At 61.5% G+C, this 26,477-nt stretch carries 23 protein-coding genes; 21 read left to right on the top strand and 2 right to left on the bottom strand.

What is annotated here, in order from left to right:
• Positions 1–193: 193 nt before the first annotated feature.
• From AB7828_RS15055 to AB7828_RS15000, 12 genes are all read left to right on the top strand, one after another.
• Complete coding sequence (locus AB7828_RS15055) at positions 194–2,746, top strand: bifunctional diguanylate cyclase/phosphodiesterase (protein ID WP_120286741.1); 2,553 nt, start codon at positions 194–196, stop codon at positions 2,744–2,746.
• Positions 2,747–3,749: 1,003 nt separating this feature from the next.
• Complete coding sequence (locus tag AB7828_RS15050) at positions 3,750–4,361, top strand: TetR/AcrR family transcriptional regulator (protein WP_120286742.1); 612 nt, start codon at positions 3,750–3,752, stop codon at positions 4,359–4,361.
• Positions 4,362–4,449: 88 nt separating this feature from the next.
• Positions 4,450–6,180, top strand: a complete 1,731-nt coding sequence (locus AB7828_RS15045) for an FAD-dependent monooxygenase (RefSeq protein WP_158596706.1) — start codon at positions 4,450–4,452, stop codon at positions 6,178–6,180.
• 20 nt (positions 6,181–6,200) lie between these two features.
• Positions 6,201–7,214 (top strand): ABC transporter substrate-binding protein, encoded by a 1,014-nt coding sequence (locus AB7828_RS15040; RefSeq protein WP_120286744.1) that lies wholly within the window; start codon positions 6,201–6,203, stop codon positions 7,212–7,214.
• Between the two features lie 19 nt (positions 7,215–7,233).
• Positions 7,234–7,992, top strand: coding sequence for an ABC transporter permease subunit (locus AB7828_RS15035; RefSeq protein WP_120286745.1), 759 nt, complete (start codon positions 7,234–7,236; stop codon positions 7,990–7,992).
• Position 7,993: 1 nt separating this feature from the next.
• On the top strand, positions 7,994–8,785 hold the full coding sequence (locus AB7828_RS15030) for an ABC transporter ATP-binding protein (RefSeq protein WP_120286746.1): 792 nt from the start codon (positions 7,994–7,996) through the stop codon (positions 8,783–8,785).
• Positions 8,785–9,609 carry an ABC transporter permease gene (locus AB7828_RS15025; RefSeq protein ID WP_120286747.1) on the top strand — a complete coding sequence of 275 codons (825 nt, stop codon included), beginning with the start codon at positions 8,785–8,787 and terminating at the stop codon, positions 9,607–9,609. Before AB7828_RS15030 ends, AB7828_RS15025 begins: the two co-directional genes overlap by 1 nt.
• 9 nt (positions 9,610–9,618) lie before the next feature.
• The gene (locus AB7828_RS15020; RefSeq protein ID WP_439068602.1) at positions 9,619–10,239 is read left to right on the top strand and encodes a glutathione S-transferase family protein; all 621 of its coding nucleotides are present in this window, start codon (positions 9,619–9,621) and stop codon (positions 10,237–10,239) included.
• Positions 10,236–11,222 carry a Bug family tripartite tricarboxylate transporter substrate binding protein gene (locus tag AB7828_RS15015; protein ID WP_439064775.1) on the top strand — a complete coding sequence of 329 codons (987 nt, stop codon included), beginning with the start codon at positions 10,236–10,238 and terminating at the stop codon, positions 11,220–11,222. The genes AB7828_RS15020 and AB7828_RS15015 overlap by 4 nt, the downstream gene beginning before the upstream one ends.
• Positions 11,223–11,256: 34 nt before the next feature.
• Positions 11,257–12,228: a VOC family protein gene (locus AB7828_RS15010; RefSeq protein WP_120286750.1), complete on the top strand. Its 972-nt coding sequence runs from the start codon at positions 11,257–11,259 to the stop codon at positions 12,226–12,228.
• Positions 12,229–12,232: 4 nt separating this feature from the next.
• Entirely contained in the window at positions 12,233–13,753 is a 1,521-nt protein-coding gene (gene mhpA / locus AB7828_RS15005) for a bifunctional 3-(3-hydroxy-phenyl)propionate/3-hydroxycinnamic acid hydroxylase MhpA (protein ID WP_120286751.1), read from the top strand.
• Positions 13,754–13,795: 42 nt separating this feature from the next.
• A complete protein-coding gene (locus AB7828_RS15000) occupies positions 13,796–14,653 on the top strand; it encodes a fumarylacetoacetate hydrolase family protein (protein WP_120286752.1) in 858 nt (285 codons plus the stop codon).
• A gap of 378 nt (positions 14,654–15,031) precedes the next feature.
• Here the strand turns inward: AB7828_RS15000 and AB7828_RS14995 are convergent, their stop codons facing one another.
• Positions 15,032–15,871 carry a DNA-binding transcriptional regulator gene (locus AB7828_RS14995; protein WP_147421554.1) on the bottom strand — a complete coding sequence of 280 codons (840 nt, stop codon included), beginning with the start codon at positions 15,869–15,871 and terminating at the stop codon, positions 15,032–15,034.
• 295 nt (positions 15,872–16,166) lie between these two features.
• Between AB7828_RS14995 and AB7828_RS14990 the strand changes: the two genes are divergently transcribed.
• The 6 genes from AB7828_RS14990 (at position 16,167) to AB7828_RS14965 (ending at position 22,680) form a co-directional block, all read left to right on the top strand.
• Positions 16,167–17,129, top strand: a complete 963-nt coding sequence (locus AB7828_RS14990; protein ID WP_231079513.1) for a DUF6282 family protein — start codon at positions 16,167–16,169, stop codon at positions 17,127–17,129.
• A gap of 54 nt (positions 17,130–17,183) precedes the next feature.
• On the top strand, positions 17,184–18,524 hold the full coding sequence (locus tag AB7828_RS14985) for an MFS transporter (RefSeq protein ID WP_089265630.1): 1,341 nt from the start codon (positions 17,184–17,186) through the stop codon (positions 18,522–18,524).
• Positions 18,521–19,561 carry an NAD(P)H-quinone oxidoreductase gene (locus AB7828_RS14980; RefSeq protein ID WP_231079514.1) on the top strand — a complete coding sequence of 347 codons (1,041 nt, stop codon included), beginning with the start codon at positions 18,521–18,523 and terminating at the stop codon, positions 19,559–19,561. The genes AB7828_RS14985 and AB7828_RS14980 overlap by 4 nt, the downstream gene beginning before the upstream one ends.
• An 18-nt stretch (positions 19,562–19,579) precedes the next feature.
• Positions 19,580–20,626, top strand: a complete 1,047-nt coding sequence (locus AB7828_RS14975) for an Ldh family oxidoreductase (protein WP_120286754.1) — start codon at positions 19,580–19,582, stop codon at positions 20,624–20,626.
• Between the two features lie 90 nt (positions 20,627–20,716).
• Complete coding sequence (locus AB7828_RS14970; protein WP_120286755.1) at positions 20,717–21,619, top strand: 3-keto-5-aminohexanoate cleavage protein; 903 nt, start codon at positions 20,717–20,719, stop codon at positions 21,617–21,619.
• Between the two features lie 14 nt (positions 21,620–21,633).
• The gene (locus AB7828_RS14965; protein WP_120286756.1) at positions 21,634–22,680 is read left to right on the top strand and encodes a tRNA-dihydrouridine synthase; all 1,047 of its coding nucleotides are present in this window, start codon (positions 21,634–21,636) and stop codon (positions 22,678–22,680) included.
• Here the strand turns inward: AB7828_RS14965 and AB7828_RS14960 are convergent.
• A complete protein-coding gene (locus AB7828_RS14960; RefSeq protein WP_089265626.1) occupies positions 22,677–23,498 on the bottom strand; it encodes an IclR family transcriptional regulator in 822 nt (273 codons plus the stop codon). The two genes, AB7828_RS14965 and AB7828_RS14960, sit on opposite strands and share 4 nt — an antisense overlap.
• Before the next feature lie 217 nt (positions 23,499–23,715).
• Between AB7828_RS14960 and AB7828_RS14955 the strand changes: the two genes are divergently transcribed.
• The 3 genes from AB7828_RS14955 (at position 23,716) to AB7828_RS14945 (ending at position 26,440) form a co-directional block, all read left to right on the top strand.
• Positions 23,716–24,657 (top strand): DUF6282 family protein, encoded by a 942-nt coding sequence (locus AB7828_RS14955; RefSeq protein WP_120286757.1) that lies wholly within the window; start codon positions 23,716–23,718, stop codon positions 24,655–24,657.
• A 79-nt stretch (positions 24,658–24,736) separates the two neighbouring features.
• Entirely contained in the window at positions 24,737–25,636 is a 900-nt protein-coding gene (locus AB7828_RS14950; RefSeq protein ID WP_093758665.1) for a hypothetical protein, read from the top strand.
• Between the two features lie 39 nt (positions 25,637–25,675).
• Positions 25,676–26,440 (top strand): HpcH/HpaI aldolase family protein, encoded by a 765-nt coding sequence (locus AB7828_RS14945; RefSeq protein ID WP_089265623.1) that lies wholly within the window; start codon positions 25,676–25,678, stop codon positions 26,438–26,440.
• Positions 26,441–26,477: the final 37 nt, after the last annotated feature.

Here is a 26,477-nt window from a genome sequence, read left to right as displayed (position 1 = left end):
CACGTACCGGCGCAACACCCGTTCGGTCGGAAGGTGGTGCCGAATCCAGTTCGACGTTCTCAGCTGCTATTTACCCAAATTATACCAAGATGCAGGGCGCGCCCCTACCGACGCATCATCCGCTCAAATCGTTTAAGGCTGCATGCTACCAAGCTAGTTCTATTATTGTGCGCGTTCGTCTTGGTGGGGAAAGATGGCCGTTCGAAGATTGTCATTGGGGCAGCCTCCCGCACCAGAAGCGCGGAGGCGCTGGCATGAGGAGCGGTCGCTGCATCGCGCGATGAGGATGGCTCGCGTATGGTATTGGGAGTCGCACAGCGCCACTGCGGCCAATTTCTGGGAATCAGCAGAATTCGCTTCCCTTTACGACTTCCAAACTCCCGATGGTTCCGCTCCCATTGCTGCAATGCGAGAGCGTTACCTACCCGAAAGCCGCGATGTTTTAGCGGCCCATTACTCAGCATGTTGGGCGGAGGGTCAGCCATTTGCGATACAGACGAAACTTCTCAGATCCGATGGCACTCAGCTTGATTGCGTAGTGCATGGCGAACCAGAGTTCGCCCCGAACGGTCAGGTTCAGCGGGTGTTCGGCGTTGTCCGGGACGTAACCCCGGAAACTTCTGCCCTACGACTTTTGGCAGAGAGCGAACAGCGGCTCGCGGATTTCGTCAGTACCGCTTCGGACTGGTGTTGGGAGACTGGCCCCGACCATCGGCTGCTTCCCTATCCTAAGTCACTTGATGGAAATGCAGCCTTACAAAATGTAGCTTCCGGCGGAAAGGCGCGCTGGGAGCTATCTTATGCACCCGAAGAAGAAGGCTCCATGGCCTTGCACAGGGCGGACATGGAAGCCCAGCGCCCCTTCCGTGACTTTGTCTACACATCGATTGGGAATGATGGCTCGCGGATCAGTATTTGCACGAGCGGCAAGCCGATCTTCGCCGATGACGGGACATTCCTAGGCTATCGCGGCACGGCGAGCGATATCACACAGCTCAGAACAGCCCGCGCGTTGCTCGACCAGCGAACCCACGCTCTGGAAGATGCTCATCGCCTGGGCAAAATAGGAACCTGGAATCACCGACTGGACACCCGCCGAACGGTATGGTCGCTTGAACTCTATCAAATGCTTGGCCTGGACCCTACCACCTTTGAACCAACCGATGAGAGTACCAGGCCTTATTTTCTAGAAAACGATGCCGATCGTCTTCTGAACATGCAGAAGCGCATTCTTCGCAGCAGCAAGACGGAAGCCACAGACATACGAATTGTGCACGCTGACGGCACGACGCGCGATCTGGCCGTCATATGCAAAGCGGAGATTATTCACGGAGAGATTGTCGGCATAGTTGGCACTGCTCAAGATGTCACCGATCGCAAAGAAGCTGAGCGCAAGCTCGAGCTGCTTGCTTATACCGATCCTTTGACAGGACTTGCCAATCGCGCTCTCTTTAAGCGTAAACTCGCCGGTCTTTTCGAGAAGCCGATCTCGGAAAACGGACACGACGCTCTGTTACTAATAGACCTTGATCGATTTAAAGAGATCAACGATTCCCTCGGTCATTCCGCTGGCGACAGCTTGCTGATCCACGTCGCGAATGTCCTGAGACAAGAGCTGGGTCCGCAAGCTTTCGTTGCCCGGATCGGCGGCGACGAATTTGCCGTGCTGACGGACGAGCCCTCCACGTCTGCCAAAGCGCTGCTCATCCTAGCAAATCGGCTTATCGCTAAGTTATCGGTCCCCGTCGAACTCGCCGAAGGCGAGGCCTGCATTGGCGCCACCATCGGCATTGCTGTCTTGCCAGAACATGGGGCAACGGCGGAGAAAGCTTCTCGCAACGCAGACCTTGCGCTTTACATGGCCAAAGAGGCAGGACGCGGCCGAGCGCAGCTTTTTGAGCCTATTTACGCTCAGGCGGCTGATCAAAGGCTAGACCTCGGCCGACGCCTCCGCCACGCCGTAGAGACTGGGGGCCTCGAAGCACATTACCAGCCACAAGTCGATTTGAAGACCGGCCGCGTAAGTGGTTTCGAAGCGCTACTGCGCTGGGATCATCCTGAGCGGGGGCCGATTGCACCTTCGGAGCTCATTCCCATTGCGGAAAGTACTGGTCTCATTGTTGATCTCGGCCATTGGGTGCTACGCAACGCCTGCAAGCAAATGCGCAGTTGGCTAGATGCCGGATTGCCGCCACGATCCATTTCGGTGAACGTTTCTCCGGCTCAAATCTGCAGTGGGGATTTTGAGGCAGTAGTTTCAACTGTGCTCGCAGAGACCGGCCTTCCTTCAGAACTGCTCTGCCTGGAACTGACTGAAAATTTGTTTGTCGATCATACCAAGCAGAAAGTCAGTAGCACGCTTGCAGCCTTATCGAAATTGGGCGTCCAGCTGGCGCTTGATGATTTCGGCTCCGGCTATTCTTCGCTCGGCTATTTGACGCGTCTTCCATTCAATTGTCTGAAGATTGATCGGACATTCGTGGACGGCATTGCAACCGTGCCCGAGAAACGTAAGCTGCTCGGTGGGATGATCGCTCTATCGCATGGGCTGGGAATGAGTGTCGTCGCCGAAGGGGCCGAAATGGCGACGGAGGTGGACTTGCTCGCCGCGTTCGATTGCGATTTCGTGCAGGGCTACGTCTTCTCTCCGCCTATCGCAGCCGAGCAAGCGCCTTTGGTGGCGGCCAACATAGAACGCGACGCCAGATGGACGAAGTCGAAAATCATAACCATCATCCCGGAATAAAAGCCGAGCGTGAGGGATGATGGTTTCAGAAACGCGCACGACGTAAGGAAGCTGTCTTGGGCGCGAGCGCTACTGCCAAAACGAGCACGACCGCCTCTTCGCGAAAGTGGCAGAAGAGATGACGTGTGGCCCCGCTGTTTTCTCAACTTTTGGCGACGCGCGCGTATCTCGCAAACGCCAAGTTTGAACGGTCGCTTCGTGTTCGTAGCGACGGATTTGGAAATCATGACGCGGGCTACGGGGGCACCTGATCCCTCGGAAGATATTGCAACTCGAGTGGCGCGAGACGTAGTCGCGCATAACAGATCCGCAAGTTTCGTATCCTTATCCGATCGGCGGGATCGCGATCCCCGGCTTAGCTGCGGCCGCCAGGTTTCGCGCCGCCGGGATTTGGGTCGACTACACTTTCTCCTGGCTCCTAGTCTCACACCTTCGCTGGTCGCAAAGGGGCGAGAACGCTGGCCAGCAATAGAGCGGGAAATAATGGAGGCCGCCGCGAGTATTGAACGGCACAACTATTGTTTTGCGACGTGGCAGCCCGACGTGACGGCACCTTCAACCCCTATCGTCGTCGAAGGACGTCCGATCTAAGTCGTCAATGTTAGCGCTACCTCGGCTGAACCCGCAAGCAGATGGGTGGAGCCATTACTAGAGCCGCTCGTGAAGTTAAGTTCGCAGATCAGAGCAGCTATCGTTGATCTGAATTTTCCATAGGCAGACGCGTGGCGCTTCGCGGCGCGAACCACGTCGATGGTCTGCTTGGGATTCCATAGGGTGGAGGGTAGGGCCCGATACCGGGAAGTAGCGTGAGTTCGACACTATTTTTGTCGGCAATCGAACATGGTATCGATAAGAGCGAAAGGCAAGTCATTGGCGCCATTTGGACGTTTAAGAAACAGCTGGGCTGATCTAGTCTTTCCGTTGCTTTCTGTTAGAGCAAATACTTCGCATTGTAGATGCGGTCGAGATAGGCGATGTCGGAGTGATACGGGCGGTCAAATCAATGAAGCAAATAAGCAGTAAGGCCGGAAGTATCGAATCCAGAAGGAAGATCATCGACGCCGCGACGAGTCTTTTTACGAAGACCTCGTTTCAAGATGTACCCGTTGAGGAAGTCGCCCGCCGGGCCGGGGTCGCGCACGGTCTTGTCTTTCACTATTTCGGGACAAAGGCGAAGCTCTATGAGGCAGTTTCGCAGGTCGCCGCCGATCGCCTCGATCTGCTTCACATCGAAGCGACGCGGCGGCCGAAGACACCGAACGCGAAACTTCGCGCTTTCTTGGTAAGCCATATGGACGCCGTCAGCCAGCGGCGGGCGGACTATGTGTTTCACTCGCGCGGCGGAGGCACGCCCGCCATTCAGGCTATCTGGGAAAAATCCCGCAGCAATGCCATCCACTTGGTTCTCGGCTTTTTCAACATCGAAGAGCCTTCAGAGCCGCTTGTCGTCGCCACGAGGGCGTGGCTTGGATTCTACGACGAACTGGTCCTGGAGTGGATTCAGGGGCGGCGTGTGCTGCCCGATGGTGTGATCACCGCATCCCTGCAGCTGTTTCCCGTCGTAATGGCGCAAGCGCACGTCCTCGGCGCAGATGATGCACCGCAAAGCCTATGAGATACGGCTTGACTGCTAGTCAATCTAACGATTGACTGTCAGTCAATGAAGGTGATGCGGCTTAGAACGCGTCATGCCGGAGGAAGCGATGCCTGACGTTGCGGTTATCGGCGCGGGTCCTGTGGGGCTGACGTGCGCCTTGTTGCTCTCCCATGAGGGCATAGCGACGATCGTCTACGAACAGAATGCAACGACGTCCACGCATCCCCGTGGTCATGTCGTCAATGCGCGCAGCATGGAGATCTTTCGCTCTTTGGGGCTGGAAGAATCCATCGTGGCCCAAAGCCTTCCAGCCGACCGAAACCAGGGCGTTGCTTTCCTGCGACGGCTCGCCGAGCCTGCAGTTGCGGTGCTGCGCACGCGCGGTGTAACGGAACGCGATGCAGCCCATCGCGCCGCTAGTCCCAGCTTGCGCGCATCGTGTCCGCAGGATCGCCTCGAGCCGATCCTGCTGCAAGCGGTCCGCAACGATCCGAATATCGAGCTCCGCTTCGAAACCGAGATCCAAAGCGTTGCGCGTGAAGGCGATGGCGTGCGTCTGGTCGGCATCGGTCCGGATGGCGCGTTCGAAATCGCCGTTCCCTTCGTGGTTGGTGCCGACGGCGCGCGCAGCCTGGTTCGCCGACAGGCCGGCATCGAAATGTCCGGGCGCGGCCGGATCGGACGCCAGATCGGCATCTATTTCGAAGCCGACTTGTGGTCGCTGGTCGAGGATCGCCCGTATCTATTGTGGTGGATCTATAATGCACAGACGTGCGGGGTCCTGATCGCGCTCGATGGGCGCCGTCGCTGGACCTATAATTTCGCTTTCGATGAGCAGAAGGAAACGGCAGCTGATTTCACGCCGGATCGCTGCGCCGACATCCTGCACGAAGTAATCGGCCTCGACAGCATCGACATCAAAATCCATTCGATCATGCCATGGCGGATGCAAGCGCGGCTGGCCGACCGCATGAATGCGGGACCGATTTTCCTGGCGGGCGATGCGGCCCATCCGCTCCCGCCGACGGGCGGGCAAGGTATGAATACAGGGATCGCAGACGTTCAGAATCTCGCCTGGAAATTGGCGCTGGTGTTGCGCGAACGGGCGCCGGGCGCACTGCTCGACAGCTACAATACGGAGCGGCGGCCGATTGCGCAGATCAACATCGAGCAAAGTGTCGCCAATGCCTTGAAGATGGCGGAGCTTGGCTTGTCCGGTATGGCGACGGCTGACAGCGCGATGGCGAGGAGCCTCGACGGCGATGGCCGCGATGCGGCGGAAGCTCATATTCGCAACGTCGTGCCGAGCCTTCGGGAGCATTTCGATTATCTTGGCCAGACTTTTGGCCACGTCTATCCAAGGGGAGCCTTCGTCAGCGACGGGACGTCGGCTCCGCCGTTTTCGGTAATCGACTACACGCCGGATGGCCGCCCCGGTCATCGCGCGCCGCACATCTGGCTGGAGCGCGGCGGACAGCCCGTTTCGACCATCGATCTGATCGGCTACGGGCAGTTCACGTTGTTCACGACGCCGGAGTTCAAGGTCTGGCACGCTCCATTCATGCAGGCCATCGACGCTCGGCAGTTGCGGGGCGGCGCCTGGTCGATCGGCGCAAGCGGTGACCTGGACGATCCGTCCGAACAATTCCGTGCGCTGTACGGGCTCGCGCAGGGCGGCGCCGTGCTGGTTCGGCCCGATGGTTACGTGACCTTCCGGACTACAGACCCGCACGCGGAGCCGCCCGACATTGTCGATGACGCATTGGACGTCGCGCTCTGTCGGACGCCGAGACGACATCCGGAACACGAAGCATATCTGCAAAAGACAGGTAGCTGAACATCAAGGGGAGGGACGTCATGAGCTACTCGGTAAAGAAAGCGCGGTTTGCAGCGCTAGTTTCCTGTCTGATGTTCGCGTCGGGCGGCAGCGCCGTGAAGGCGCAGACCGCCGTGACGATGGCGCTGCCGGCGCAGTCGCTGCTGTTCGCGCCGGCTTACATCGCCGTCGAGCGGGGGCTGTTTCGCGAACAGGGGATCGACCCCAAGATCATCTATGTCGCCGGGCCCGGTGTCATTCCGGCTGTGCTCGGCAAGAGCGCCGATTTTACGCTGATCTCCGGCGGCATTCAGATCGCGGCAGCCGCGCGCAACCAGAAGCTTGTCGCGATTGCCAATACCCAGGATCGCTTCACGACCGATATCATCGTGCGCAAGCCGGTCGCCGACAAACTCGGGTCGATGGCCTCCGCAGGCGCCCTCGACAAGGTCAAGGCGCTCAAGGGACTGACCATCGGTATCGATGCGGTGAACGGTCTGCCGCACAGCTTCCTGCGTTATCTTGCCCGCAAGGCGGGCATGAATCCCGAAACAGACTTCACCATCACGGCTCTGCAGCCGCAGGCGATGGTCGCCGCAATGAAGAGCGGGACGATCGACGCGATGGCGTTCTCGCCGCCGTTCTCCCTGACGGCGGTCGCCGACGGCGGCGTGATGTGGGTGTCGGGTCCCGACGTCGACCTGCCGGAGATGAAGACGTTTCCCTACAACGTCGTTCTGGTGCGTCCGGATCATTGCCAGGCCCAGGCGGCGATCTGCCGTGGTTTCGTCGCGGCGCTGAGGAAGGCCGTCGCCTTGATGAAGAGCGATCCGACCGCGAGCCTCGCGGCGCTCGGCAAGACCTTCGACAAGATGGAGCCCGGAGCGCTGAAGCAGTCGTTCGAGATCTTCGCGAAATATGCGCGGTCCGACCTCGAACTGACCGACGACATGTATCGTAACGTCGTCTCCTTCGACAGGATCAGCGGCATCATCCCGGAGGATGCCAAAGTTCCACCTGCCGGCGAGCTGTACTCGCCGGCATCCGCCAACTAACGCCATCTGGAGCTGAGAGATGTGGGATCGCATCATCTTTGCGGCTGCACTGGCTGCCGTCTGGCAGGCAGGAAGCGCCTGGGCCGGGCCAGAGCAGATAAGCTCTCCGGTCCTGGTGGTGCACCAGATCTATGTCTGGATCGCATCCGGCGTGCTGCTCGGTCATGTCGGCTACACCGTGCTCGAGGCGGCGCTCGGCTTCTTAATCGGAGCGGTGCCCGGCTTGCTGCTGCCGTTGGTGCTGCGGCGACACGTGTTCCTCGCCGCCGTGCTCGATCCCTTCATCATGATCGGCTACGGGCTGCCAAAAATCGCGTTCATTCCGCTTTTCATCGTCTGGTTCGGGATCGGTATTTGGAGCAAGGTCGCGCTGGTCGCGAGCGTTAGTTTCTTCCTGGTTTTCTTCAGTACTTCTGAGGGAGTGCGAGCCGTCGATCCACGCCTGCTGCGGATGGCAAAGGTCGCCGGCGCCAGCGAAGCGCAATTACTGCGCACCATCGTGCTGCCCTCGGCGACGCCGTTCGTCTTTCAGGCGGTCCAGATTGCCCTGCCGCTGTCGATCGGCGGTGCGGCGATCGCCGAATTGATCTCCTCAAACCGCGGCCTCGGTTACTTGATCCAGTCCTCGGCCGGCAACTTCGAGATCACGGGCGCGCTGGCCGCCGTCGCGGCGCTGACGCTGATCGTGGCGCTGACCAATATCGCCGTGGCCGCTGCAGAAGCGCAGCTACTGGCATGGCGTCCGCAGACGAACCCCAGCACTCCGAAGGCGGCTTGACATGACTTGTGAACCCGTTCTCGAAGCCCGCGATCTTGGCAGGTTCTTTAGCGACAGAGCGACGCAGAGCGAGCGTTGGATCATCAAGGGGCTCTCATTTGCGCTGCACGAAGGCGAGTTCGTCACGCTGGTTGGCCCATCGGGATCGGGAAAGTCGACGCTTCTGAATCTGCTCGCCCAGATCGATAGGCCTTCGGCGGGAGAGATCCGGCTCCACGGCGAGGTCATAAGCGCGCCGTCGCGGCCGGGTCAGAGCGCGGGCGCAAATGGACGCATCGGCTACATCATGCAGGACGACAACCTGCTGCCGTGGCGCACGCTGCGCGCCAATGTCGAATACCCGCTGCAGATCCAGGGCCGGCTCGATGCCTCGTTTCGCAAGCGGGTCGATGAGTTGATCGCCGCTGTCGGCCTGAACGGTTTTGAGAACCACTATCCGCACGAATTGTCGGGCGGCATGCGCAAACGCGCATCGATCATCCGCACGCTGGCCTACGATCCGCCTGTGATCCTGATGGACGAACCATTCGGCGCGCTCGATGCGGAGTCGCGCCTGCACATTCAGAAGGATCTGGTCCGGCTGTGGGAGCTTGGTCGCAAGACCATCCTCTTCGTAACGCACGACATCACCGAGGCCATCGCGCTCGGCGATCGGACGCTGACGCTGACGAAATCGCCGGCCTGTATTCGCGGCGAACACCTGATTGACATTTCCCGCCCGCGCTCGGTCGACAGTCTGGTCACCGAGCCGAACTATCCTGGCATTTTCAGCCGCATCCGGGCGGAGGTCTGATGAGCCAGTCCATCAGCCACATCGTCCCCGAGATCGCGCAGCCGCTGTTGCGTCGCTCTGCAATGCCGTGGCTTGCGCTGGCCCGCGGTGGCGTCGCCATCGTGTTGCTGACGGTGTGGGAAGCATCCGCACGCTGGGTGCCGGATTTGATTGCGGGCCCGCTGCCGACCCTACTACGTGTGATCGATCTGGTTCGGACCGGTGAGATCGTCTGGATGTTGTGGACGACGACGCTGGAGGCCATCGGCGGACTTCTGATCGGCGCAGGCCTCGGTGTTGTGCTGCCGTTTGTCGTGCAGATGTCGCCGCGGCTGTCATCGGTCATTGAGCCGTTTGCCAAGGCCACGGTCGGGATTCCGAAACTCGCGCTAAGCCCGATCCTGATCATGTGGTTCGGGATCGGCCTGACGTCGAAGATCGTGCTTGTGGCGCTGATGACGTTCTTCCTTGTCTTCGTCGCCACCTTTATCGGCATTCGGTCGGTCGGACCGAACCTGATCCGGACGGTCGCGATTTTCGGCGCCGGCAAGCGCGAGATCGCGCGCGAGGTTTTGTGGAATTCGTCCCAGCCCTTCGTATGGGCGGCGCTGCGGGCGGCGCTGCCGTGGGCGATCAATGCGGCGCTGGTCGGTGAATTCCTCGCGGCCGAAAACGGCATCGGTTACTACATCCACCATTCCTACAACGTTGCCGATATCACCGGTGTTTATGCCGGCATGGTCATTACCGCAGCACTGGTGCTGCTCGCCGACGCCGTGCTGCGCCTGTTTCAGCGCCGTGCCCTAGCCTGGCGTCCCGACAACGCAGATCAAACTCTTCATTAGAGGACGAGCATGAAACTGTTTTACGCACCCGGCGCGTGTTCGATCGGCATCCACTATCTGCTAGAGACCATCGGAGACCCCTACGACCGGCAGAAGATCGACATCAAGACGGGCGAGAACCGCCAGCCCTGGTATCTAGCTCTCAACCCGAAGGCCAAGGTGCCCACGCTGCAGCGTGACGACGGATCGGTGCTGACGGAATTTCCGGTGATCGCGCAGCACATCGCTGCGTCGGCGCCGGGCACTGGTTTGTCGCCGTCCGATCCTGAGTGTGCATTGCGAGCGGCCGAAATGACAGACTACTTGGTCTCGACCCTGCATATGCAGGGTTTCTCGCGCATCTTTCGTCCGGCAAAATTTTGCGAAGATCCGACGACGCACGATGCCATCCAGCGGCAGGGGCGCGACGTGGTCACTTCCGGGCTCGCGGTTGTAGAAAACGAATTGAAACCGGGCGGCGCTTTGCACGGCGAGGCGACCTTCGCGGATGCGGCCCTGTTCTACGTGCTTTTCTGGGCCATCGACCGCGTCAAGCTCGAAGTCCCGCGCGCCTGCGCCGAGCGCTACGCCACCTTGAAGTCGACCGAAGCAGCGACGCGCGTGTTCGCGGAAGAGGGGATCGCGCTATGACGTGGCGCTGTCCGTCAAGACGATGGATTGGGTCGGTCGCGGCCGTACTTGCCACTGTTCTTTCGACGGCGGGCGGGCAGGCCGCGGACGAGTATCCGAATAAGCCGGTCCGCATCGTGGTGGGGTTTGCGCCCGGCGGTAGTTCCGATACGGCGGCGCGGTTGGTCGGCGAACGGCTGTCCAGGCGGCTTGGCCAGACCGTGGTGGTCGAGAACAAGCCCGGTGCCGGCGGCATGCTCGCGACAACGCAGGTCATGAACGAGCCGGCGGACGGCTATTCGCTGCTGCTGCTGGCGAGTGCGCATTCTGTGGCAGCTGCGATGCGCGCCAAGCTCCCGTTCGATCCCGTCGCAGATCTGGAATGGATCTCCACGGTGTCGACCTACGGCATGGTGGTCGGCGTTCGACCGGCGTCACCCTACAACTCGCTGGCCGAGCTGATCGCGGCGGCCAAGGCAAAGCCGGGGTCGATCAGTTTTTATTCGGTGGGATTCGATACGGGACACCACCTGGTGGGCGAATGGATCAATGCCGCCACCGGTGCAGGACTGCTCCACGTGCCGTATCGTGGAAGCACGCCCGCACTGACCGATTTTCTCGGCGGGCGTGTCGACGTGATGATCGATACGATGACCTTCGCTTATCCGCAGTCGCTGGCCGGCACCGTTCGGCCGCTCGCGGTGACGACGCGCGACGTCCCCGCGGAGATGAAAAACGTTGCCTTCTCTGGGGACGTCGTGCCGGGGCTGGAATACGAATCGTGGCTCGGTATCGCGGCTAAGAAAGGCATCCCATCCGAGGCCGCTGACCGTCTGCGGCAGGAAGTCGTCGCGATCGTCAAATCAGAGGACTTCCAGAAGGAGATGCGGGCTCTGGGGGCCAATGCGACGCCGAGCACCGCGCCCGAATTCGCCGGTCGCGTGAGGCGGGAGATCGCAGAATTTAACAAGGTCATCGATGCCCGGGGCATCGAGCGTCAGTAGCGGTACCGACCGCATTTCCGACAGGAGATATTCAATGGCTCTCAAGTCTCTCGGCTATATCGGCATTCAGTCCACCAAACTCGAGGACTGGAGTGGCTTTGCCACCAGTCTTCTAGGCATGCAGCCGGTCGACCGGGGCGGGGCCGTGCGAACCTTCAGGATGGACGATCGCAAGCAGCGACTTGTGGTGACCGGAGCGGACAACGAAGGGCTCGGCTTCATGGGCTGGGAGGTCGATCATCACGACGACCTGGAAGCGATGGCTACGCGGCTTGATGCGCATGGCGTCCGGGTCAGGCGCGGCACGCGGGCGCTCGCGGACGAACGCCGCGTCGCCGACTTGATCGTCTTCACCGATCCCAACGGGCACCGCGTCGAGATCTTCCACACGCCAGAGATCGCGAGCGACCCGTTCAGTCCCGGCCGGCCGATTTCCGGGTTCAAGACCGGACCGCTGGGCATGGGCCACGTGGTCCTGAACGTCGACAATATCGAGCAGGCGATGTTGTTCTATCGCGATGTCCTCGGTTTCAGTGTGACGGACTATGGCTTGAAGCCCTATCCGCTATATTTCTTCCACATCAACGGGCGCCATCACTCCTTTGCGATGGTCGGGTCCGGCAGGCAGAGCTTCCACCATTTCATGGTTGAACTGCAGAGCCTCGACGATGTCGGGCAGGGCTACGATCTGGCCCAACTCGACGAGGGCCGCGTCGCCTATACGCTGGGACGCCACACCAACGATCACATGACGTCGTTCTATGCGCACTCGCCGTCGGACTTTTTTGTCGAATACGGCTGGGGCGCGCAGGTCATCGATCCCAACACCTGGGAGCCGTTCGAGACCCATGACGGCCCGAGCCTGTGGGGCCACGAGCGGCTCTACATGGCGGAGGAACAACGCAAGCGCATGCGGGACATGCGGCTGGATGCTGCCCGCCGCGGCGTCCGCGTTCCCAACCCGGCAAACTGCGCCTGGCTCGACTCCGTGGTGCGGGCGGAGTAGCGGAATGTCCGTCAGCGATAAAACCGTCGATGTGGCAATCGTTGGCCTCGGGCCGGTCGGCGCCACGCTTGCGCTGCTGCTAACCCAGGCCGGTCTCTCCATCACCGTGCTGGAACGCGAGGCCGAACCGTATCCGCTGCCGCGCGCGGTTCACTTCGACGACGAAGTGATGCGTGTCTTTCAGACGATCGGCATCGCCGCCGACGTCCTGCCGTCCACCTGCCTGTCCCCCGGCATGCTGTTCGTCGATGCCGATGGCCGGTGCATGCTCGATTGGTCTCGGCCGGCGACGATCGGGCCGCAGGGTTGGCACGAAAGCTACCGCTTTCATCAGCCGGACCTCGAGCGCGTGCTGCGCCACAAGCTTGAGACGCTGCCCGAGGCGACGGTGCTCACCCGTCGCGATGTGTTCGCGATCGATCAGGACGCGGACGGCGCAACGTTGCGCTTCGAGGATCTTGCCTCGGGCCAACTTGAACAAATCCGTGCGCGCTATGTGGTCGGCTGCGACGGGGCGCGCTCGTTGGTTCGGCGTCTGATCGGTTCGACATCGACCGATCTGGGTTTTCACGAGCGCTGGCTGGTGGTGGATTGCCTGTTGAAGCGCGACAGGCCGGATCTCGGCGATCACAGCATCCAGTTTTGTGAACCGGAGCGGCCCGCGACCTATGTGCGCGGTGTGGGACAACGCCGCCGCTGGGAGATCACGGCGCGCGATGACGAAAGCAACGCCGCGCTGATCGAGCCCGCAAAGATCTGGCAACTGCTGTCGCGCTGGATCACGCCGGACGATGCCGACATCGAACGCGCCGCCGTGTACATGTTCCATTCGGTGGTGGCGCGCAGGTGGCGACGGGACCGCTTGCTGATTGCCGGCGATTCCGCCCATCAGACGCCGCCGTTTCTTGGTCAGGGGCTTTGTGCGGGGATCCGCGATGTGAGCAATCTGGCGTGGAAACTGATCGCAGTGATCGGGGGCTGCGCTGACGATGCGTTGCTCGATACCTACGCCAGCGAACGCGTGCCGCATGTCACCGAATATATCGAGCTTGCCGTGCGTCTCGGCGGATTGATCAATACCCGCGCCGTCGAGCGCGCGTTGCCGGGCGCGTCGGCCACCGCCGAGCCGGTCCGCATGAGTTCGATCAAGCCCCGTCTGGGCCCGGGTCTGGCGCCGGACGGCGTTTGCCCGATCGGGATGCCCGGGCCGCAACCGCGCATGTCGGACGGCCGCCTTCTCGACGATCACGTCGGATATGGATTCGCCCTGATCGCGCGTGCCGGCGACATCGGCGCCGAGGAAACGCTGCGGCGGCGATGCCGGCAGCAGGGCGTGGCATTCGTGGCGGCCGATGACGACGGTCCGCTTCGGGACTGGCTGGATCAGGGCAATATCAGCGCCGCGCTCATCCGGCCGGATCGATACGTGCTCGCCGTGGCCGCGACTCCGGGTGATGCAGCAAGCCTGCTCACCCACGCGCTCCACCTTCCGCCTTCACTGCACCGGGAATCCTGCGCCGCATGAGCGCTCCAGATCATTTTTTCATTCAACTCAGAGAGACCGATCATGAAACTCGTATCGTTCCAAGCCGACAACGTCACTCGCTTCGGCGGCATAAAGAACCAGGGCATCGTCGAACTCGGCCCGCATTTCAGGGAGCGCGGCATCGCGTCGTTACGGCAGCTACTCGCGGCGGATGCGCTCGGCGAAGCGAAGCGCATTGTCGAGCAGGCTGCGCCGAACTGGAAACTCGATGATGTCGCCTTCCTTCCAGTGATCCCCGACCCGGGTAAGATCATCTGCATCGGTCTCAACTATCGCGATCATGTCGCGGAAACCGGGCGTACGGTCACTGAAAATCCGTCGATCTTCGTCCGTTTCCCCGAAAGCCAGGTCGGTCATCTGCAACCGATCGTGAAGCCGTTGGAATCCGATCATTTCGATTACGAGGGCGAATTGGCCGTGGTGATAGGCAGCGGAGGTCGTCGCATCGCAGAAGATCTCGCGTTGGCCGCGATTGCCGGATACGCTTGCTACAATGAAGGCAGCATCCGGGACTGGCAGCGCCATACGTCGCAATTCATTGCAGGAAAAACGTTCGCGCGAACCGGGTCGTTCGGACCGTGGCTAGTGACGGCCGACGAGATTCCCGACCCGTCGAAACTGTCATTGCAGACCCGGCTCAACGGCGAGGTCGTTCAGAGATCAACGACGGATCTGCTGATCACGGGCATCCCAGCGCTGATTAAATATTGTTCCACGATCATGACTCTCGAGCCGGGCGACGTGATCGTCACCGGCACGCCCGGCGGTGTGGGTGCGAAGCGCTTTCCGCCGCTGTGGATGAAAGACGGCGACACTGTTGAAGTAGAGATCAGCGGAATCGGTGTGCTGCATAATCATGTCATCGCCGAAAAAGCCTAGGTACCCGAACAAACAGAATGTTGCGCGTGCAGACCACGAAGCAATCCTTCGCCTTTCGATATAAAGCCGCGCAACTGGCGCGGCAGGCCCAAGCCGAGCCTGAGCCCGATAAATCGGCACTTCTGCTTTCGGGATGCACTAGCCTGGACCGGGATAGCCGAGAACGAAGAAATTTTGGCTCAAGACAACGTTAATATGCGGAATGATTAGCCCATGAAAAGCTAGTCGAAGCTCTCAGAAACCCAACTGGACCGCTCTTGGCGCAAAGCTGACGTCGAGATGCAAATTTGACCTATTTGATCTGACCCGTACTTGACGTGGCGTCGCCATCATCGGGTCCAGCGACCTTCGTGGAAATCTCGGTGCTATTGATCGTATTCACTTGAGGGCAGCTGCGCTTCGAGAAATGTTCTCTGCCAAGGTCTGAAGGCTGGGCAGGAAGGTTTTGAGCAACTCACGTCGATCGATTGCAGAGATGAAATAAGTCATACCAACCGTCGCAAGCACCTTGTCGCCACTCATGATCGGGATGGCGATCGTCCCGGATGAGCGAGGGTCGACGGCGCGATCCCGCTCGGCATAGCCTTGCTTCCGGATTGATCTCAGCATCAACAATGTCTGAGCACGATCGCCGATGAGTTGATCTTCATCAATCGTCGATCGTGAAAGTAGGTCGAGCAGCATCAGGCGCTCCCCGATGGGGCAGAATGCCAGATAGGCACGACCGAGCGCGCGGCGCAGCAGGCTGAGATGCATGTTGATCGTTCCGTGGAACGGCGACACCGGACTGTCCGCAATAGTGCTGAAGCGCACGACCACGGACGTGTGGTCGAGAACGCCAATCGCCAACGGCCACTGATGCTGTGACGTAAAGGACAGCGCCCAGGGTCGCGCGGCTTCGACCACCAGTGGGTCGCCGTGAAAGCCGTTGCTCAGGGATTTGACGCGCGACGCCACCGTGTAGCCGCCTTGCCTGCGGTCATTGGCGGCATAGCCCATGGCGCACAGCGATTTCATCAGCCGAACGATGGTCGATTTAGGCAGGCCGGTCGCGAGATGAAGGATCTGGATCGAGGCGACGCGATGCCGGTTCAACTCCTCCAGCAGGATGAGCGTGCGGGCTGCTGCTTCGACCTTCGGTGAACGGGGGGCCATACCAAGATTCCACTCTGCGGAACGCTGGCGAATAGATATGGCAAATGGCCCGGCTGGTTGCAATATCGGCCCAACAGAATGTGCCGGTGTCGTTCAGGCCACCGAAGCGCAACCGTGTCGTGGGAGGAAGTGCCGTGTCTTGCGGAGAGGTCAGCGCGCCAATGGCGTCGTCGCGCCCCACCAGTATCGCGTGGCAATTAGTTCACCTGCCATATCCGGAAAACGTCGGGCGCTATTGCGATCTTTCGCGTACGCGCCGACGCGGGAGTGCCGCTCGATGAGGCGTGGGCTGCGGCCCCGCCATTCATCGGCAGATCGCCATTTTCTCAGAACCAGCATCCACTGAAGGGCAGCCATCATGGCCGAGAATTCCGTTTCATATCCTGACACTGTCGCGCTCCCGCCGCTCTCGCGTCCGAAGGAGGTCGAGGAGCTGCTGGTCGATGCGATCGATCTGCATTGCCACAGCGGGCCTGCCGCGATGCCGCGGATACTTGATCACTATGAGGAGATGCAGGACGCTGCCGCGGCGGGTTTTCGCGCGGTGCTGTACAAGGATCACTTCTATCCCGGGATGGCGCATGCCATCATTCTGGAAAAACTGTTTCCGCAGTCCGGCGTCCGCCTGTATTCGGGCGTGGCGCTGAACAATGCGTCGGGCGGCATCAACCCGCACGCGGTCGATCATGCGATCAAGCTCGGCGGCAAGATCGTCTGGATGCCGACGCTTTCGGCGGCGAACCATATCAACGTTCAGGCCAGCGGTCAGGCCAAGACATTCCCGAAGACATCCCAGAAGATGCTGGATCCGATCCCGCTCACGGCGCTGGACGCCAACGGCAAGCTCACGGATGACACGAAGAAGGTCATCGATCTGATCGCGGAGGCAAACATCATCCTGGCTGGCGGTCACCTCCACGTCTCGGAACAGCACGTCCTCTTCGAGGAGGCCAAACGCCGCGGCGTCAAGAAGATGATGGTCAATCATCCGACCTACGTGGTCGGCTTTGCCGATAGCGATATCCGCCAGTTGGTCGCGCTCGGCGTGACGATGGAACATTCCATCTGCATGTTCATCGAAGGCAAGTCGAAGAAGTTCAGCGGAGACGATCTGGCCCACCTCATCGAGGTCGCCGGCGTGGAGAGCACCATTCTGTCGTCCGATCTGGGCCTGCTCGGTTCGCAGCGTCCGGTGGATGGTTTCCGTAGCATCACGCAGATGCTGCTCGATCTGCAGATGCCGCGCGCCACGATCAAGAAACTGATCAGCGAGAACGCGGCGGCATTTCTCGATCTGCCGGCGAAGCGCGCCGCTCAATAGAATCCTGACAAGAACGACCGGGGAAGGTCGGCCAACAAGATCGACGAGGAAACCATGAACGTGGATCGCGAAAGCGAAGAAGCCCTGATGAATCGCATCATGTGGCGGGTCATGCCGCTTGTGATGGCGATGATGATGCTGGCCGTGATCGACCGGTCGAATGTCGGCTACGCCAAACTGCAGATGGCCAGCAGCCTGGGCATGTCCGAGACCATGTACGGACTGGCGTCCTCGCTGTTCTTTATCGGTTATTCGTTCTTTGAAATCCCGAGCGCCTTGGCCGCGCATAAGTTCGGCGCGCGGCTCTGGTTTGCGCGTATCCTGCTGACATGGGGCATGCTGACGGTGCTGCTGGGTTTCAGCATGACCGGCTCGATGTTTGCGGCGGTGCGCTTTCTGGTCGGCGTGGCCGAGGCGGGGGCGTATCCGGGCATCATCTTCTACCTCACGCTCTGGTTTCCCAAGCGCTACCGCGTGCAGGCCGTGGCGCTTCTCACCATCGGCAGTCCGCTCGGCAACATGTTCGGCTCGCTGTTTGGCGGCATCCTGCTGGATTTCGATGGCATGCTTGGCCTCGCCGGCTGGCAGTGGGTCTTCATCGCCACCGGTGCGCCCGCGGCCATCCTGTTCGTTTTGGTGATGCGCTATCTCCCCGACAATCCGCAGACGGCCGGTTTCCTGTCGTCCGAGGAGAAGGAGCGGCTGGCGGCCGCGCTCGGCCGCGATGAAATCGCCACCACCATGCATACCAGTCCGCTCCGCGTCCTGATCGACGCGAGGGTGTGGTGGTTTTCGTTCGTCTACACGCTGATCACGCTGTCACTCTACGGAATCATCTATTGGTTGCCAACGGTCGTCAAAGGATTCGGCACGACCGGCACGCAGAATGGTATCTTGAATGCACTGCCATGGGCTGTGGCTGCCGCGGTCCTGGTCTGGCTCCCGCGCCATCTGCGCGAGCACCGCACAGTGCTGATCGGCATGGCGGTGATCGCTTTGTGCGGGATGGGGGCGTTCTTCACCTCGACCCTGCTGACCGAGAACTGGATGCGTTATGTGGCGCTCGCGGTTGGCACCCCATGCGTCTCGCTCATGTTTCCATGCTTCTGGTATTTGCCGTCGCAGATCTTCAAGGGAGCGCATGCGGCGGCGGCGATTGCAGCCATCAGCACGATCGGCAGTCTCGGGGGCTTTGCCGCGCAGAATCTCATGCCCTGGGTCGCGGGCTTGTCGGGCAGTGCGCTGGCTGCGATGTCGGTACCCGCCCTCAGCCTGGGTCTGCTGGCCGCCAGCGCATTCGCGATGTTGCTGACATGGCGCGTCCTGCCGAAGACGGACGGCGAGAGTGAGGTCACTGTTGCGGCTGCTGCCGCTCGCCGGCAGGTCGTGTCATGACGGCGCTTCCGTCGGACATGCGGGCGGTCAGGATCGCCCGCTTCGGCGGTCCCGAGGTGCTGGCGCTTGGCGAAGAGGCCTTGCCGACTCTGGCGCGCGGCGAAGTGCTGGTGCGTGTGGTGGCGGCCGGCGTGAACCGGCCAGACATCCAGCAGCGCCGCGGACTCTATCCGCCGCCGCCCGGCGCAACGGAGATTCCAGGCCTCGATATTGCCGGTATTGTGGTCGCGACAGCGCCGGATGTGAACTGGCCGCGGGTCGGCAGTGCGGTCTGCGCGCTCGTCACCGGCGGCGGCTATGCGGAGTATTGCAGCGTGCCTGCCGTGCAATGCATGTCGGTCCCTCGGGGATACGACTTCGCACAAGCGGCGGTACTTCCCGAGGTGCTGTTCACCTGCTGGAACAACGTCATTCTTCTCGGCAAGCTGGCGGAGGGTGAGAGCATCCTCGTACAGGGCGGCACCAGCGGTGTCGGCATGGCGACCATCCAGATCGCAAAGCTGCTGCGATCGGCGCGTGTCTTCGCCACGGCCGGGTCGGAAACCAAGCGTCAGATCTGTCGCGATCTCGGCGCGGAGATCGCGCTCGACTATCGCTGCGATTGGGTCAAGCCGCTGGTGGAAGCGACGCAGGGGCAGGGCATCAACGTCATCCTCGACTCGCAGGCTGGTCCTTACACCAATCTGGAGCTGGAACTGCTGGCCTTCGATGGTCGCCTTGTCCTGATCGCGAGCCACCTCGGTGAACGCGCCGACATCAATGTCCGGCAGATCGTGCGCCGCCGGCTGACGCTGACGGGGTCGACGATCCGGCCGCGTCCGCCGGAATACAAGGGCTGGATTGCCAAGGCCCTGATGCGCGAAGTCTGGCCATTGCTCGAGGATCGGCGGATGCGGCTCAGCATCTGTGCGGCATTTCCGCTGGAGGACATGGCCAAGGCGCATGCCCTGATGGATGCCAATGAGCAGATCGGCAAGGTCGTGCTGATCGTCGATCCGGCCCTTGCCTATGTGGTGCCGGACGGTCGACCGAACTAGAGCACGAAAGACGACGTGATGAGTGATGTCCTGTCAATGCCGGTCGCGGCGGCCGAGGAGTTTCTCGCCGATCTGTTCGAGCGCGCCGGTCTTCCGTCGCTGGCGTCCGGGCAGATGGCGTGCGCGCTGGTCGATGCCGATGTGGCCGGCCTGCCGTCGCACGGTCTGTCGCAGGCCGACATGTATATTCGCCGGCTTCGCCTCGGGAGTGTGTCGTCCGTTGTGAAGCCGATCGTGGTTGAGAGTCGCGCGGCAATGGCTGTGCTGGATGCGCGGGGCATGTTCGGCCATCTGGCGGGTGACGCGGCCATGCAGATGGCCATTGAGCGCAGTAAAGAGATGGGTGTCGGTGTCGTGGCGGTTCGCAACAGTTTTCACTTCGGCGCGGCGGCCCGGTATACACGCCAGGCAAGTGCCCGTGATTGCATCGGCATCGCCATGTGCAACACCAAGCCGATGATGCCGGTTCCTGGCGGTCTGGAGAAACTGGTCGGTAACAATCCTCTCTCGATCGCTCTTCCGGTGTCCGACGGGCCCGAGTTTGTGCTGGACATGGCGCTGAGTGAAGCTGCGCTCGGCAAGATCCGTGTCTATGAGCGGGAAGGGAAGCCGCTCCCGCCGACATGGGCCGTCGACCGCAACGGGGAGCCTACGACGGATGCCAAGGCCGCTATCGACGGCATGCTGTTGCCGTCGGGCGGCGCGAAGGGCTTCGGCCTGTCGCTGGCGATCAATCTGATGTGCAGCCTGCTGTCGCAGGGGCCCGGCGGCGACGAGGTTGCGCCGCTCTATGGCGACCTTTCGAAGCCGTTTCTGTGTTCGCTGCTGTTTCTGGCGATCGATATCGAACACTTCCGTTCGGTCGAAGACTTCCGCAATGAAGCGTCCGCCGAGCTCGCGAAAATTCGCGCGTCGCGCGCGCAGGCGCCGCCGCGTACGCCGGGTGAACGCAGTTGGACGAAGCGCCAGAGCGATGGCGGCCGGATAGATATTCCACGCGCACTGTCCGCGACGTTGAACGCGCTGGCAGAGGAAATCGGATCGCCAGAGCGTCTGCCGTCTTAACGGTACGCGCTGCCAAAGAGCATCACCGTAAGAATTAAAATGAGACCGGCCGTCATGTCGACGGCCGCAGAATGAACAGGAGCACGGGCGATGCAGGCGCCGCGTCAAAAGGTTTTCATCACTTGCGCCGTCACCGGCAATCTGACCACGCCGGAGCAGACACCGCATCTGCCGATCACGCCGGCGGAAATCGCCGACGCCTGTCTCGGGGCGGCCGAGGCCGGCGCCGCCATCGTGCATATCCATGTGAGGGAGCCTTCCACCGGGAAGCCTTCGATGGAGCTCGAATATTACCGGGACGTGGTCGACCGGATACGCGCGAAAAACACCCAGCTGATCCTCAACATCACCACGGGCCCCGGCGGCCGTTTCGTTCCATCCACGGACCAGCCACGCGTCGCAGCGGCGGGAACGACGCTGATTGCACCTGAAAAACGTGTCGAGCACATCGCCGCGCTTCGCCCGGATATCTGTACCCTCGATCTCAACACCATGAATTCGGGCAGGGAAGTCGTCATCAATACGCCCGGCAATGTTAGGCGGATGGCGAAGGTGATCCGTGAGGCCGGGGTAAAGCCGGAGATCGAGCTGTTCGATTCCGGCGATATTGCGCTGATGAATGATCTGCTGAAGGACAACACACTCGACGGGCCCGTACTCTGTTCCTTCGTCATGGGGGTTCGTTATGGCTTCCAGCCAAGTCCCGAGACGGTCATCTACGCCCGCAACATGCTGCCGCCGGATGCTCAGTTCACCGCCATCGGCATCGGCAAGACGTCATTCCACAATGTCGCGCAATCCTATCTGTGCGGCGGACACGTTCGCGTTGGTCTGGAAGACGCCGTCTATCTGTCGCGCGGACAACTCGCGCCATCGAATGCTGCCATGGTGGAGAAGGCCCGTCGCATCGTCGAGGAACTCGGCGGAGCGATCGCATCGCCACGCGAGGCGCGGGAGATCATCGGCCTTCCCACTCGCCTAGCGGCAAGCTGACGGAGGTCTGCTGGATGACGCGTCTCAACGTTACCGTCGGCCGAACGGCCCTCAAGAATCCGCTGATCGCCGGATCCGCGGAGCACCATATCGACCCCGAAGGCGTACGTCGTGCGCTGCGCGCCGGCGTTGGCGCGGTGGTGGTCAAGTCCATCAACGAATCCGAGCGCGGCCGTGACCAGCTGCAGCGCGCCGAATACATGCTGCTCGACAGCGAGTGGCGCGAAATGGCGTGGACGCCGAACGCGCCTGACACGGCATTCATCGCCTGTCGCTCTGGCCTGACGCCGCAGAGCTTCGATGCGTGGCTCGATCAGACGGTCCAGCTCGATCGCGAGGCCAGCCAGGTCGAATCCTATGCGGTCGCGAGCCTGATCGTTGCGGACCTCGCGCGAACGGTCGAGATGGCCAGGCAGGTCGAGCAGGCGGGCCTGCGCGTCCTCGAGCTGAATATCGGCACGCCCTATGCCAGCCAGGCAAAAGGTGTGGTGTCCACCGAACTCGATCCCGAGCGGGTGTCCATGATCGTGTCTGCGGTAAGGCAGGCGATCGGCATCCCGCTATGGGTCAAGATCACCGGACAGAGCGAGCGCGTGCCGGACCTGGCGGATGCCGCATGTCTCGCGGGCGGCGAAACCGTGGTGATGGCCGGGCGGCTGCTCGGCTTCGTGCCTGACGTCGAGACGATGCAGCCGTTTCTGGGAACGACGCTGGGCGTCGGAGGATACTGGAATCTGCCGCTGACGTGTCACTGGCTGGCTGTGTCGCGGCAACAGCTTGGCGCCGACAAGCCGCTGATTGCGACCAATGGCGCACGCAACGGTCTCGATGTCGCGCGCATGATGCTCGCTGGCGCCAGCGCGGTGGAGATGGCATCGGCCGTGATGCTGCGCGGCGCGGCCGTGCTGTCATCCGCGCTGGATGAACTCGACGCTTACCTGCGCGGCAAGCGGATGACCGCTGCCGAACTGGTTGGCAGGGCTGCAGACCAGCGCAAGACATTTGCCGACATGCCGCTGCGCACCGACAACTGGAGAAAATACATTGCCGATCAGCTTTAACGCGGGCGCGCCGTCCGCGCGCTGCGCTTGACGGGTGGTGGCTGATGAGCGCCGCGGCCGTGCCCGAGCTTGTGCGAGATCTGGCGTGCCGCCTCGATGAGCTGGGCGACGTCGGACGGCCGTGTCTTCTCCGGCAGGACCTGAATCGATGCCACGATGGCGACCGAGGCGATGCAGGCATCCTGCGCGTCGAAGATCGGCGCGGCCACCGCATTCATCCCGATCAAGCTCTGCTCTGGGGCCGTGGCAAAACCAAGACGCACGATCTCCAGATATTCCTGTTCGAGCTTGCGGACGGAAACAATGGTCTTGTCGGTGAAACGCTGCAAGGGCTGCGCGAGGACGCGCGCCCTCATGGGGCTGGGGGCGAAAGCCAGCAGGACCTTTCCCTGCGCCGACGCATGGAAGGTCAATTCGCTCCCCGGGCGAACGCCGAGTTCAATCGCCGCCGTGCCCGACAGCTTGTGCAGGATCAATGCGCCGCGCGGCGTCATCTCGGAAAGAACGACGAAATGGCCAAGGGCATCGCGCAACTGCCGCATCGGTCCTTCCGCGAGCTGAATGAGATCCGCATCAGGCGCGTGCCGGGCGAGCAACCGGCCCTTCGGACCGATGCTGTAGCGCGAGGTGCTGGAGTTCTGCGTGAGATACCCGCGGTCGACCAGCGTCTGCAGATGCCGATGCACCGATCCCTTCGTCATGCCCAGACGGTCGGCGATCTGCGTCACGCCCAGTTCATCGTCCGAGAATGCAACGGCTTCCAGTACGTCGATGGCCAGTTGCACGGAGTGGACGCCGGTTGATGCTGAATCGCTCATCGTTTCTCAAATTCGTGTTCGCCTGTGCTGAACAACGTAGCGAACTGGAATGCAAGTGCAATGTGATTGATGCGTTGAGCGTCGCGGACATATGCCCCGAAACTATTGACACGACCGTGCGCCGACCACTATCTTTAAATGAAACAGCGTTCCGCGCTCGAGAACGTTAACGAGATCGACGGTCTTCAAGGCAATCGGGACAAAATGCGGTGAGGGAATGACAGAGTTAGCTGATCCCAAGGTCGAGGCGCGCATCGACGCGTTGTTGAAAGGCGCGATTGATCCGCATGTGCATAGCGGGCCGTCCATCGCGCCGCGCGGCATCGACCACGTCACGTTGCTTCGGCAGGCCTCGCAGGCGGGTTTCGCCGCGGTCGTTACCAAGGATCACGACTACAGCGGTGTCATGACGGCCGAGCTGATCCGGCAGCACTTTCCCGAGCTGAAGACGAAGATCTATTCCAGCATCGTGCTCAATAATGTGGTGGGCGGTCTCAACCCCTACGCGGTTGAGCACACCGCTGCGTTGGGTGGCAGGATCGTCTGGCTTCCCACGCTGGCCGCCGCAAACCATCTGCGATGGCAGGCGTCTGCTCAATGGGTGCACCCGGCTTCCACCGAGCGGATGCGACCGGTTACCGCCATTCCGGTGCTGGACGACGACAAGTCGGTACGCGACGACATGAAGGAAATTCTCGATATCGTCGCGCGCAACGACATGGTGCTGGCCAGCGGTCACCTGCACGTCAGCGAGACCTGGCTGATCTTCGAAGAAGCGCAGCGCCGCGGTGTCAAGCGTCTGGTGTTCACTCATCCGGAGGACATCGTCGACGCGTCGTTGAACGACGTTAAAGGCATCGCGGCGATGGGGGCCTTCGTCGAGCACTCGCTCTGCATGTTCCTCGACGGCAGCAAGTTTAAGAGCCGTGAGGCCGAGGATCTGCGCGACCAGATTGAGGCCGCGGGCGTGGAGCAGACGATGCTGTGCTCCGACCTTGGCCAGACCGGAACCTTCAGCCCGCTCGACGGATTCCGCCGCGGCATCAGGCTCTGTATGGATCTGGGCTACGACGACGATCAGATCCGCAAGATGGTCTCCGGCAACACCGCGCGCGCGCTTGGCATCGAAGCGGATGTAGCTGCGGCGCGGGCCAGTTAGCCTTCCGGACAAGATACAGGCTCAGGCCGGCGCATCGTGAAACGCCGGCTCCCAGAATTGACACCAAGGGAGATTCCACATGTACGACACCACCGATCCGAGGGCCAAGCTTGCGCCCGCAGCCGCAGGCGCCGCGCCGGCAGGTCCTTTCGGTCAGGCCGAATATCTCCGCTTCTACGACGAGCCGCCGCAGGAGGATGGGCCGTCAGGCAGGAGCTGGTATGGGCGCGGGCAGAACTTCCTACTCGTGCATACGGAGGGAAAAGCCGGCGGTGTGCTGGCGCGTGAGGAGCAGCCGGACGAATACGCCGTGCTGTTGTCCGACCCCAAGGTGGTCGTGGAGATCACCACGGCGGAGGGCACCAAGCGTGTCAACGGCCGGTCGCTGGCCTTCGTGCCGCCAGGACGGTCAAGCATCAAGATCATTGAAGCCGGCAAGATCGTTCGCATCTTCACCACGCGGTCGGAGGATCTTGCGGCGAAATGCGCCAATGCAGCATCATATGCCACGGCCAAGCCCTACGTCGCACCGCTGGAGCCGTGGCCCGCGCCGAAAGATGGCTTTCGTCTGCGCGTCTACAGCCTCGACGTGCCGCCGGAGCCGGGCCGCTTCGGTCGTATCTGGCGCTGCACCACCATCATGGTGAACTATCTCGACGGCTATAACGGCCCCCGCGATCCCAGCAAACTGTCGCCGCACCATCACGACGACTTCGAGCAGTGCTCGCTCGCGGTTGAGGGGGAGTTCATTCACCATTTGCGCTGGCCCTGGACGATCAACAAGAAGAACTGGCGCAAGGACGATCACGAACTGTGCAAGACGCCGTCCATCGCCGTCATTCCGCCGCCCTCGATTCACACCACCGAGGCCTGTGGAAGTGACTTCAACCAGCTCGTCGACATCTTCTGTCCGCCGCGGCTCGACTTCTCGCAGAAGCCCGGCTGGATTCTGAACGCCGATGAATATCCGATGCCGTAACCGGCAGTCCACCCAGCAACGGCAACAGGATTATCAAAGATGACAACTGCTTCCACATTCCGGCAACGCATGCTTGGTGGCCAGAAACTTGTCGGCACGTTTCTGAAGACACCGACCGGTCACGGCACCGAAATCCTCGGCGATATCGGCTATGATTTCGTCGTGATCGATCAGGAGCACGGTCCATTCGATCGCACCAGCAGCGACATCGCGCTGATGGCTGCGCGGGCAACCGACACGCCGGCGCTGGTTCGGGTGCCGGGACCGGAGGCCATTCTCTCGGTGCTGGATTGCGGCGCCACCGGCGTCCTGGTCCCCCATGTGAAGAGCGCGGCCTATGCGCGCGAGGTGGCGGCAATGTTGCGGTATCGTGGCGGCAGCCGCGGCTTTGCGACCAGCACACGTGCGGGTCGCTATTCCGGCATACCGATGTGGCGGCACATTGCGGATTCGGATGCCCGGATGGTGTTCGTAGCCCAGATCGAGGATCCGGTGGCGCTGGACGAGATTGACGCCATCGCCGCCGTCGACGGCGTTGACTCGCTGTTTATTGGGCGGGGCGACCTGACCGCGGCCTTTGGCGATGAATCGAAAGATCCGCCCGATGTGTTGCGCGCAGTCGAACGCATCTCGGAGGCAGCACGCAAGGCCAACAAGCCGATCAGCGTCTATGTTGGCAATGCGAGCGAGGCCGCCTGGTTGAATTCGCTCGGCGCCAACGTCTTCGTGCTCTCGTCGGATCAGGGCTTTCTGCGCCAGGCGGCGACTGCCGCCCTGCGCGATGTCCGGGACAAGGTTGGATGAGCACGCGTTAGATCGATCAATCTGCAATCAGCGCTCA

Origin of the sequence: Tardiphaga sp. 215_C5_N2_1, from assembly GCF_052076055.1 — a bacterium.
In the GTDB taxonomy this organism is placed as follows: domain Bacteria; phylum Pseudomonadota; class Alphaproteobacteria; order Rhizobiales; family Xanthobacteraceae; genus Tardiphaga; species Tardiphaga robiniae.
This window is presented reverse-complemented; position numbering and strand designations above follow the sequence as displayed.

Bases quoted from the DNA above. Each gene is read 5' to 3' on its own strand.
- AB7828_RS15055 (WP_120286741.1), top strand. From the start codon at position 194: ATGGCCGTTCGAAGATTGTCATTGGGGCAGCCTCCCGCACCAGAAGCG.
- AB7828_RS15050 (WP_120286742.1), top strand. From the start codon at position 3,750: ATGAAGCAAATAAGCAGTAAGGCCGGAAGTATCGAATCCAGAAGGAAG.
- AB7828_RS15045 (WP_158596706.1), top strand. From the start codon at position 4,450: ATGCCTGACGTTGCGGTTATCGGCGCGGGTCCTGTGGGGCTGACGTGC.
- AB7828_RS15040 (WP_120286744.1), top strand. From the start codon at position 6,201: ATGAGCTACTCGGTAAAGAAAGCGCGGTTTGCAGCGCTAGTTTCCTGT.
- AB7828_RS15035 (WP_120286745.1), top strand. From the start codon at position 7,234: ATGTGGGATCGCATCATCTTTGCGGCTGCACTGGCTGCCGTCTGGCAG.
- AB7828_RS15030 (WP_120286746.1), top strand. From the start codon at position 7,994: ATGACTTGTGAACCCGTTCTCGAAGCCCGCGATCTTGGCAGGTTCTTT.
- AB7828_RS15025 (WP_120286747.1), top strand. From the start codon at position 8,785: ATGAGCCAGTCCATCAGCCACATCGTCCCCGAGATCGCGCAGCCGCTG.
- AB7828_RS15020 (WP_439068602.1), top strand. From the start codon at position 9,619: ATGAAACTGTTTTACGCACCCGGCGCGTGTTCGATCGGCATCCACTAT.
- AB7828_RS15015 (WP_439064775.1), top strand. From the start codon at position 10,236: ATGACGTGGCGCTGTCCGTCAAGACGATGGATTGGGTCGGTCGCGGCC.
- AB7828_RS15010 (WP_120286750.1), top strand. From the start codon at position 11,257: ATGGCTCTCAAGTCTCTCGGCTATATCGGCATTCAGTCCACCAAACTC.
- mhpA (WP_120286751.1), top strand. From the start codon at position 12,233: ATGTCCGTCAGCGATAAAACCGTCGATGTGGCAATCGTTGGCCTCGGG.
- AB7828_RS15000 (WP_120286752.1), top strand. From the start codon at position 13,796: ATGAAACTCGTATCGTTCCAAGCCGACAACGTCACTCGCTTCGGCGGC.
- AB7828_RS14990 (WP_231079513.1), top strand. From the start codon at position 16,167: ATGGCCGAGAATTCCGTTTCATATCCTGACACTGTCGCGCTCCCGCCG.
- AB7828_RS14985 (WP_089265630.1), top strand. From the start codon at position 17,184: ATGAACGTGGATCGCGAAAGCGAAGAAGCCCTGATGAATCGCATCATG.
- AB7828_RS14980 (WP_231079514.1), top strand. From the start codon at position 18,521: ATGACGGCGCTTCCGTCGGACATGCGGGCGGTCAGGATCGCCCGCTTC.
- AB7828_RS14975 (WP_120286754.1), top strand. From the start codon at position 19,580: ATGAGTGATGTCCTGTCAATGCCGGTCGCGGCGGCCGAGGAGTTTCTC.
- AB7828_RS14970 (WP_120286755.1), top strand. From the start codon at position 20,717: ATGCAGGCGCCGCGTCAAAAGGTTTTCATCACTTGCGCCGTCACCGGC.
- AB7828_RS14965 (WP_120286756.1), top strand. From the start codon at position 21,634: ATGACGCGTCTCAACGTTACCGTCGGCCGAACGGCCCTCAAGAATCCG.
- AB7828_RS14960 (WP_089265626.1), bottom strand. From the start codon at position 23,498: ATGAGCGATTCAGCATCAACCGGCGTCCACTCCGTGCAACTGGCCATC.
- AB7828_RS14955 (WP_120286757.1), top strand. From the start codon at position 23,716: ATGACAGAGTTAGCTGATCCCAAGGTCGAGGCGCGCATCGACGCGTTG.
- AB7828_RS14950 (WP_093758665.1), top strand. From the start codon at position 24,737: ATGTACGACACCACCGATCCGAGGGCCAAGCTTGCGCCCGCAGCCGCA.
- AB7828_RS14945 (WP_089265623.1), top strand. From the start codon at position 25,676: ATGACAACTGCTTCCACATTCCGGCAACGCATGCTTGGTGGCCAGAAA.